This window comes from Streptomyces sp. AF1A (genome assembly GCF_047340315.1).
Classification (GTDB): Bacteria; Actinomycetota; Actinomycetes; order Streptomycetales; family Streptomycetaceae; genus Streptomyces.
Map to the genome: position 1 here is coordinate 1 of NZ_JBLEBI010000245.1, position 8,080 is coordinate 8,080.

General features: G+C 70.7%; 7 protein-coding genes and 1 pseudogene. All 8 read right to left on the reverse strand.

Annotated elements, in window-relative coordinates; genetic code table 11:
• Positions 1–122: 122 nt before the first annotated feature.
• Positions 123–704, reverse strand: coding sequence for a GTP-binding protein (locus ACLU3S_RS34285; RefSeq protein WP_110630992.1), 582 nt, complete (start codon positions 702–704; stop codon positions 123–125).
• The gene (locus ACLU3S_RS34290) at positions 685–1,254 is read right to left on the reverse strand and encodes a DUF742 domain-containing protein (RefSeq protein WP_413955885.1); all 570 of its coding nucleotides are present in this window, start codon (positions 1,252–1,254) and stop codon (positions 685–687) included. Before ACLU3S_RS34290 ends, ACLU3S_RS34285 begins: the two co-directional genes overlap by 20 nt.
• A 94-nt stretch (positions 1,255–1,348) precedes the next feature.
• On the reverse strand, positions 1,349–1,762 hold the full coding sequence (locus ACLU3S_RS34295) for a roadblock/LC7 domain-containing protein (RefSeq protein WP_004983065.1): 414 nt from the start codon (positions 1,760–1,762) through the stop codon (positions 1,349–1,351).
• Positions 1,763–1,772: 10 nt separating this feature from the next.
• Positions 1,773–5,057, reverse strand: a complete 3,285-nt coding sequence (locus ACLU3S_RS34300) for a nitrate- and nitrite sensing domain-containing protein (protein WP_413955886.1) — start codon at positions 5,055–5,057, stop codon at positions 1,773–1,775.
• A 380-nt stretch (positions 5,058–5,437) separates the two neighbouring features.
• A complete protein-coding gene (locus ACLU3S_RS34305; RefSeq protein WP_184970470.1) occupies positions 5,438–6,013 on the reverse strand; it encodes a GTP-binding protein in 576 nt (191 codons plus the stop codon).
• The gene (locus ACLU3S_RS34310) at positions 5,994–6,392 is read right to left on the reverse strand and encodes a DUF742 domain-containing protein (protein ID WP_030168425.1); all 399 of its coding nucleotides are present in this window, start codon (positions 6,390–6,392) and stop codon (positions 5,994–5,996) included. The genes ACLU3S_RS34305 and ACLU3S_RS34310 overlap by 20 nt, the downstream gene beginning before the upstream one ends.
• 111 nt (positions 6,393–6,503) lie before the next feature.
• On the reverse strand, positions 6,504–6,917 hold the full coding sequence (locus ACLU3S_RS34315; RefSeq protein ID WP_005479910.1) for a roadblock/LC7 domain-containing protein: 414 nt from the start codon (positions 6,915–6,917) through the stop codon (positions 6,504–6,506).
• A gap of 9 nt (positions 6,918–6,926) precedes the next feature.
• Positions 6,927–8,080: pseudogene (locus tag ACLU3S_RS34320) on the reverse strand (hypothetical protein); the annotation flags it as partial.

Sequence of the window (8,080 nt, forward strand, 5' to 3'; positions counted from 1 at the left end):
CTCGGGAGGGGGCCCGTCTGCGTGTGCCAGGTGCCCGAGTGCCGCGCGGGGAGAACCGCGGGCGCAACGAAAAGCTGCCCCCGGGCGGTGTGAACCGCAAGGGGGCAGCCGGGTGGCCGAGTTCAGCGCAGGCGCGCCATCAGGGCGTGCTCCACCAGGGTGATCAGCGTCGACTTGGCGTCCGCGCGGTGGCGGGCGTCGGTGGTGATGATCGGGGTGTCGGGCCCGATCTGGAGGGCTTCGCGCACCTCTTCGGGAGCGTAGGGCTGCTGGCCGTCGAAGCCGTTGAGGGCGATGACGAAGGGCAGTCCGGAGTTCTCGAAGTAGTCGACGGCGGGGAAGCAGTCGGCGAGGCGCCGGGTGTCCACGAGGACCACCGCGCCGATGGCGCCGCGGACCAGGTCGTCCCACATGAACCAGAAGCGGTCCTGGCCCGGCGTGCCGAACAGGTACAGGATCAGGTCCTGGTCCAGGGTGATACGGCCGAAGTCCATGGCCACCGTGGTGGTGGTCTTGTCCCCGGTGTGGGTGAGGTCGTCGATGCCGGCCGACGCGGACGTCATGACGGCCTCTGTGCGCAGCGGGTTGATCTCCGAGACGGCGCCGACGAACGTGGTCTTGCCCACGCCGAAGCCGCCCGCCACCACGATCTTCGCGGAGGTGGTGGAGCGGGAAGGACCGCCGCTAGAGCTTGCGAAGTCCACTGAGCACCCTTTCGAGCAGTGTCACGTCTGGCTGGCCACCGGCGTTCTCGTCGCCGCCGGGCTGATGGATGGCGACCAGGCCCGCCTCCGCCAAGTCGGCGACGAGAATCCTGGCCACGCCGAGGGGGATCGTCAGCAGGGCCGAGATCTCGGCCACCGACTTGATCTCCCGGCACAGGTTGCAGATCCGCTGATGCTCGGGCAGCTGACCCTGCATCTGATACGGAGCGGCAGTGGTGTGCACCAGTGCCTCGATGGCGAGCTGGTAGCGCGGGCGAGTCCGGCCGCCGGTCATGGCGTACGGACGCACCAGGGGGTTGTTCGATGCGGTCGCCGGCGCCGGCTCGGGGCGGCGCTGCGGCTGCACCGGCTGGATGCGCGGGGCCGGCGGCTGGTCGTAGGGCGACGGGCCGGGCCCCTGTGGGGCGTAGGGCTGCCGGTGGCCGGGGGTGGAGGGGTATCCGTACGGGTTCGCCGAGCCGTCGTGCCGGCCCTGGGCAGGACCGTACGACCAGTTGCCCGAGGACGAACCGCCTGGGGGTGTTGCCACTTTCTCCTCCTCCGACTGTGCCGGGCACCCATCCGTGTGGAGCCGCGTCCCGAAACCTTAAGGCCCCGGGACACGGATGCGCACCGTCCGATTGCTAGTTGAGAAGGCTGCCCTGGAGCTCCGCACGGAGATCCGGGGTCAGGACCGTGCCCGCGCGGTCCACCAGAAGGGCCATCTCGTACCCGATGAGCCCGATGTCCGCTTCCGGATGGGCCAGAACCGCGAGGGACGACCCGTCGGAGATGGACATGATGAAGAGGAATCCCCGCTCCATCTCCACAACCGTCTGGTTCACGCTGCCGCCCTCGAAGATGCGCGAGGCACCGGCGGTCAGCGAGGTCAGACCGGAGGCGACGGCCGCGAGCTGGTCGGCGCGGTCGCGGGGGAAGCCTTCGGACATCGCCAGAAGGAGTCCGTCGGCGGAGACCACCACCGTGTGGGACACCCCCGGGGTGTTGTCCACGAAGTTGGTGATCAACCAGTTCAGGTTCTGTGCCGCCTGGCTCATCGGGCTCACACTAACGCTCCTGGTTGTAGGTGCTGTCAGGACCGAAGCCCTGGCCGTTCGTTTCACTGCCTGCGCTGCGTCCGCGCTGGACGCCCCGACGCAGGTTGCTCAGCCTGCCCCGGACGTCCTCCGGGGCGCGGGAGACCTGGGGGCCTCCCTGGGGGGTGGTCTCGGCGGAACCCTGGACCAGATTGGCCTTGGGCACCCGCCGCGGCAGGCCCGAGGCGGTGACCCCGCCTGCCTTCGGCTTGCGGAGCTGGGCGGCCTGCTGCCAGCGCTCGTCGTTGGCCGAACGCCAGCCGCTGTCGCCGTCGCTCTGGAGCGCGCTCCCCGGTGCGGGAGCCGGCGCTTCCTGCTGCACGCGCGCTTCCTGCGGCACACGCCCCGCGCCGTTCGCGCCGTCGGAACCGTTCCCGGCGGAACCGTTCGCGACAGAGCCGCGACGGGGCAGCCCGGCGTCGGTCAGCTCGTGTGCGGCGGGAGAGGCCGTTCCCGGACGGTCGAAGCCTACGCGGTTCCGCTCACCTGCGTCAGCGGCCTGCGAGGATTCCGTTTCCGGAGCGTAATGAGCCGGGTAGCCGTTCTGGTTCTGGTAGTCGTCCTGCGGCTGCCACTCACCCTCGTACGACGGGCTCGGGGCGGGCTCCGCATACGCGGGCTCCGGGTAACCGCCGTTGGCGGAGAAGCCCTCGTGCTGCGGCAGCTCGCCGCCCGGCGCGTAGTACTGCTCGTCGTACGGCTTCTCGTACGACGCCGAGGACGACTCCGCGTAGGGCTCCTGGTACGACTCCTGGTACGGCTCCTGGAACGACTCCTGGAACGCGGCCTGCTGCTCCTCGTACCCGTTCTCCGCGTACGTCTGCTGCGGCTGCTCCTGGTAGCCGGACTGCCCGTCGAACCGCGGGTCCCCGTACGCGGCGCTCCCCGCGCTCTCGTGCTGCGGCTCGGCGGCCTGCTGGTCCTGGTTCTGGGCCTCCAGGGCGGCGCGGCGCTCCTCGCGCATCAGGGAGCGGCCGACGGGGTCCAGCTCACGGATGTCGTCCGGCACGTCCACGTACCGGCTGTCGTCGAAGCCGAGTTCGGCGGCGGTGCGCAGGGGCTGCGGCTGCTCGAAGCTCTCACCCTGGAACTGCTGCTCCGGGATGATCTGCGAGACAGTGAACTCCTCGCGGTCCAGCGGCGTTTCGCCGCCACCGCCGTGCGTGATCGCGTCCGGCAGCATGACCAGGGAGGTCGTGCCGGCCTGCTCGCCCGAGGGGCGCAGCTGGACGCGGATGCCGTGCCGGTCGGACAGCCGGCCGACCACGAACAGGCCCATGCGCTGGGAGATCGCGGCGTCCACGGTCGGCGGGTTGGCCAGCTTGTGATTGATGTCCGCGAAGTCCTCGGCGGTCAGGCCGATGCCCTTGTCGTGGATCTCGATCATGATGCGGCCGTCGGGCAGACGGGTCGCGGTGACGCGGACCTTGGTCTGCGGCGAGGAGAACGTGGTGGCGTTCTCCAGCAACTCGGCCAGCAGGTGCACGAGGTCGGTGACCGCGCGGCCGTGGATCTCGGCCTCCGGGACGCCGGACAGCTCGATGCGCTCGTACTGCTCCACCTCGGAGGAGGCGGCGCGCAGGACGTCGATCAGCGGGACCGGCTGGTCCCAGCGGCGGCCCGGCTCCTCGCCGGCGAGGACCAGCAGGTTCTCGCCGTTGCGGCGCATACGGGTGGCCAGGTGGTCCAGCTTGAAGAGGTTCTCCAGCTGGTCCGGGTCCGCCTCGTTGTTCTCCAGGTCGGTGATCAGGGTCAGCTGGCCCTCGATCAGCGACTGGTTGCGGCGCGAGAGGTTGGTGAAGATCGCGTTGATGTTGCCCCGGAGCAGGGCCTGCTCGGCGGCGAGCCGGACCGCCTCGCGGTGGACCTGGTCGAAGGCGCGGGCGACCTCGCCGATCTCGTCCTTCGTGGTGATGGGGATCGGGGCCACCCGGGTGTCGACCCGGCCGGGGTCGGTGCGGGAGAGCTGGTCGACCAGCATAGGCAGGCGCTGCTCGGCGATGCCGAACGCGGCGTTGCGGAGCTGGCGCATCGAGCGGCTCATCTGGCGGGCGACGAGACCGGCCAGGATGAAGGCGGCGAGCAGGGCCACGACCACGATGCCACCGGTGACGAACGCCTTCTGCCGGGCGTTGTCGGCGATGGTCTGGGCGTCGTTCACCGCCTTGTTCACGAGCTCGGTCTCGACCGCGTAGTAGCCCTGGAACTTGGCCGTGGAGGCGCCCATCCAGGTCTTGACGGTCACGCCCTTCGCGGCGAGCTGCTGCGGGGTGAAGGCGCCGGAGGCGATGCCCTGGACCATGCGGTCGGCGGCGGGCATGGCGGAGTAGGCGCCGCCCTGGGTGGAGGAGCTGTCGCCGGCGTTCACCGCGGCGCCCGTGTCGCCGACGGCCTTGCGCTGCTGGGCCATGATCGCGTCGAGGCGGTCCACGTCGGCCTGCGTGCCGGCGGAGACGAACTCGTTGACCGCGATGCCCTCGAGGTAGCGGTAGGAGACCAGGGAGACACGCTGCTGCTCGGCCACGCTCCGCTTGGCGCTCGGGCGCAGCAGGAGGTGCGTGCCGATGGAGCGCTCGAGGGAGGCGGCGGCCTTGGCGAGGGAGACGGCGTAGACGGTGCGGCCGTAGCTGGTGACGTTGCCGGTGCCGAGGCTGAGCTCGTTGGCGAACTCCATCAGGCCGTGCTGGACGGCGACGTAGCCCTCCTCGGTCCTGACCGGGTCCATCGCCTCGCTGTACGCCGCCTTGCGCAGGGCCGGGAGCTTGCGCTCGCCCGCGCGGAACAGCTTCAGACGGCGCTCCAGGGAGGCCGTGTGCGGCATGTCCCGGGCGGCCTGGTCGAACTTCCCCCTGGCCGCGTCGGTCTTGGCCCGCAGAGCCTTGACCTGCGCGGTCTCGCCCTTGCCCGCCAGGAGGTCGGGGGCGCTCAGGTCGCGCTCGTCGAGGATGGCCTGGCCGTACTGTTCGGCCGCGCGCACCAGCAGCGCCACGTGCTCGGCGTCCTGGGCCTGCTGCCAGGTGTCGATCGAGCTCTTCACCTGGAAGCCGCCCATGATGAGGCCGACCAGCACGGGTATGAGCAGGATCGCGTTCAGCCGCGTCGGCACCCGCCAGTTGCGCGGGGAGAGGCGGCCGCCGCTCGACACGGGGGCGGCCGCCGGCTCCGTGCCGGGCACGGGGGTGGGCGCCGCAGCGCGCGGCGGCGGGGTGAAGTTGCCCCGTGCCGACGGCTCGGGACCGTTCTTGCTTCGCCTCACTCGACCAACAACCTCTCGGCGGTCGGCACCTTCGTCGTGCCGCAGTCTCTCAGAGCCCGGTTCGCCACAGACCACTAAGGAGTACGTCTTCGACCACGGGGCAGTTCAGGCATTCCAGCACGTGGACCAGCGCACTTCCAAACAGTGGAAACCTTGTGACGGGACCGTTGTAAGTCCCAGATAAAACGGTCATAAAGAGCGAGCCCCGTCAAAAGACGGAGCCTTTGTGAGCGCAGCGGCACCACGCGACCGCGTCGCGTGGCGACACCGGGCCATTCCTCTGCCGAACTGTTATGAACACCGGAGCCGACCGTGTCAAATGCCACAGCCGGCTCCGCCGCGTTTACGACAACTGCCCTATGAGGCGACGTACTTGAGTGCTACTTCAGCCGCGCCATCAGGGCGTGCTCCACCAACGTGATCAGCGCACTCTTCGCGTCCGCACGGTGGCGGGCGTCGGTGGTGATGATCGGGGTGTCGGGCCCGATCTGGAGGGCTTCGCGCACCTCTTCGGGAGCGTAGGGCTGCTGGCCGTCGAAGCCGTTGAGGGCGACGACGAAGGGCAGTCCGGAGTTCTCGAAGTAGTCGACGGCGGGGAAGCAGTCGGCGAGGCGCCTTGTGTCCACGAGGACCACCGCGCCGATGGCGCCGCGTACCAGGTCGTCCCACATGAACCAGAAGCGGTCCTGGCCCGGCGTGCCGAACAGGTACAGGATCAGGTCCTGGTCCAGGGTGATACGGCCGAAGTCCATGGCCACCGTGGTGGTGGTCTTGTCCCCGGTGTGGGTGAGGTCGTCGATGCCGGCCGACGCGGACGTCATGACGGCCTCTGTGCGCAGCGGGTTGATCTCCGAGACGGCGCCCACGAACGTGGTCTTGCCCACGCCGAAGCCGCCCGCCACCACGATCTTCGCGGAGGTGGTGGCCCGGCCCGCGTCAGAGCTTGCGAAGTCCACTGAGCACCCTTTCGAGCAGCGTCACGTCCGGTGCGCCGCCGTTGTTCTCGTCGCCACCCGGCTGATGGATGGCGACCAGGCCGGCCTCGGCGAGGTCGGCGACCAGGATCCGTGCCACTCCGAGCGGCATGGTCAGCAGCGCGGAGACCTCCGCGACCGACTTGACCTCGCGGCACAGATGGCAGATGCGCTGGTGCTCCGGGAGCAGTCCCATGAGCGCTGCCGGGTCGGCCGTGGTACTGATCAGCGCCTCTATCGCGAGCTGGTACCGGGGCCGCGTCCGGCCACCGGTCATCGCGTACGGCCGCACCAGCGGCTGGTCGCCCTCGTCCCCGTACGGCTCCGCGTACGGATCATGATGGGCGGTGGGCGGGGTCATGAATCCTCCGGGCGGGACAGCAAGTCGGTCAGTCAAGCCGTCTGACGGGGCCGGTGGGGGGATTGTGGCGGCCGGACGGTGGTTTGGTGAGGTGGGTGGTGCCGGGGCCGGTCAGTGGAGCAGACTGCCTTGTAGTTCGGCGCGCAGGTCCGGGGTGAGTACCGCACCGGCGCGGTCGACGAGCAGTGCCATCTCGTAGCCGACGAGACCGATGTCGCACTCCGGATGGGCCAGGACCGCGAGGGACGACCCGTCCGAGACGGACATCAGAAAGAGGAACCCGCGCTCCATCTCGACGACCGTCTGCGCCACGTCTCCGCCCTCGAAGATCCGGGATGCCCCGGCGGTCAGCGAGGTCAGACCGGACGCGACGGCCGCGAGCTGGTCGGCGCGGTCCCGCGGGAAACCTTCGGACATCGCCAGCAGAAGGCCGTCGGCGGAGACCACCACCGTGTGCGACACCCCGGGGGTGTTGTCCACGAAGTTGGTGATCAACCAGTTCAGGTTCTGTGCCGCCTGGCTCATCGGACTCAACTAACGCTCCTGCTGGTGAGTGGGGCTCGGGAAGCTGCCGGTCTGGCCGTTGCCGGCCTGACGGCCCTGGGCGATGCCCCGACGGAGATTGGTCAGCCGTCCGCGCACGTCGTCGGGCGCACGCGAGACCTGCGGACCACTCTGGTGCTGTTGTTGCTGAGCCGTGCCCGGGACGAGGTTCGCCCGGGGCACGCGGCGCGGCAGGCCGGAGGTGGTGACACCGCCTGCGGCGGGCTGCCGCACGCGCTCGGCCTGCCGGACGATCTCGTCGTTCGGCGAGGTACGCCACGAGCCGGTGGTGGAGGAGGCCGCACGCTGCGGAGCCTGCGGCTGCTGCGGCGCGGGCCTGCTCTCCTGCTGCCGGCCACCGCGGAACCAGTTGGTCTCCAGCGTGTCGTACAGCGGGGTGCGGCCGTCGCCCGGACCGGTGGCCGGCGGCAGCGCCTCCGGCTCGCGGCGGACCGGACGCTGCGGCCGCGAGGCCGGCGGGCGCGGGGCGCCGTAGTCGTTGCCGGCCGGTTGCGGGCGGCCCGGCAGCGCGTGCTGGCCCGTGGAGCCGCCGTCGTACGCCTGCGGAGCCGCGAACTGGCCCGTGTTGTGGGTGTTGTCGTCCTGCCGGGCGGGTGCCGGCGTACCGAAGACGTCGGAGCGGACGAACGACCCGCCGCCCTGCTGCTCGAACCCGCCCGGCAGCTGCGGGGCGTCCGGGCGGCTGAACTGCCCGGTCTGCTGCGGGTTCTGGGGCTGGGCGAACTGGCCCGTGTGCTGGGGGTTCTGGGGCTGCGCGAACTGCCCGGTGTGCTGGGGGCTTTGGGGCTGGGTGAACTGCCCGGTGTGCTGGGGGCTTTGGGGCTGGGTGAACTGCCCGGTGTGCTGCGGGCTCTGCGGCTGGGCGAACTGGCCGGTCTGCTGCCCGGCGTCGGGCCGCCACTGACCGGTCTGCTGGGCGCCGCCCGCCCCGTTCAGCTCCGGGCGCGGGAACTCGCCCGTGTCGGACGGACCGTGGGCGTCGATCCGGGGCATCTCCGCGGTCGAGCCCGGGCCCTGCCGGTCGTCCATGCGCGGCATGCGGGAGGTCTGCGTCGGGTCCTGCTGGTCGTCGTGTCCGCGCGGGGCGTCCAGCGAGGCACGGGACAGCGGGGCCCGCCCGTCGC

Bases quoted from the DNA above. Each gene is read 5' to 3' on its own strand.
- ACLU3S_RS34295 (WP_004983065.1), bottom strand. From the start codon at position 1,762: ATGAGCCAGGCGGCACAGAACCTGAACTGGTTGATCACCAACTTCGTG.
- ACLU3S_RS34310 (WP_030168425.1), bottom strand. From the start codon at position 6,392: ATGACCCCGCCCACCGCCCATCATGATCCGTACGCGGAGCCGTACGGG.
- ACLU3S_RS34315 (WP_005479910.1), bottom strand. From the start codon at position 6,917: ATGAGCCAGGCGGCACAGAACCTGAACTGGTTGATCACCAACTTCGTG.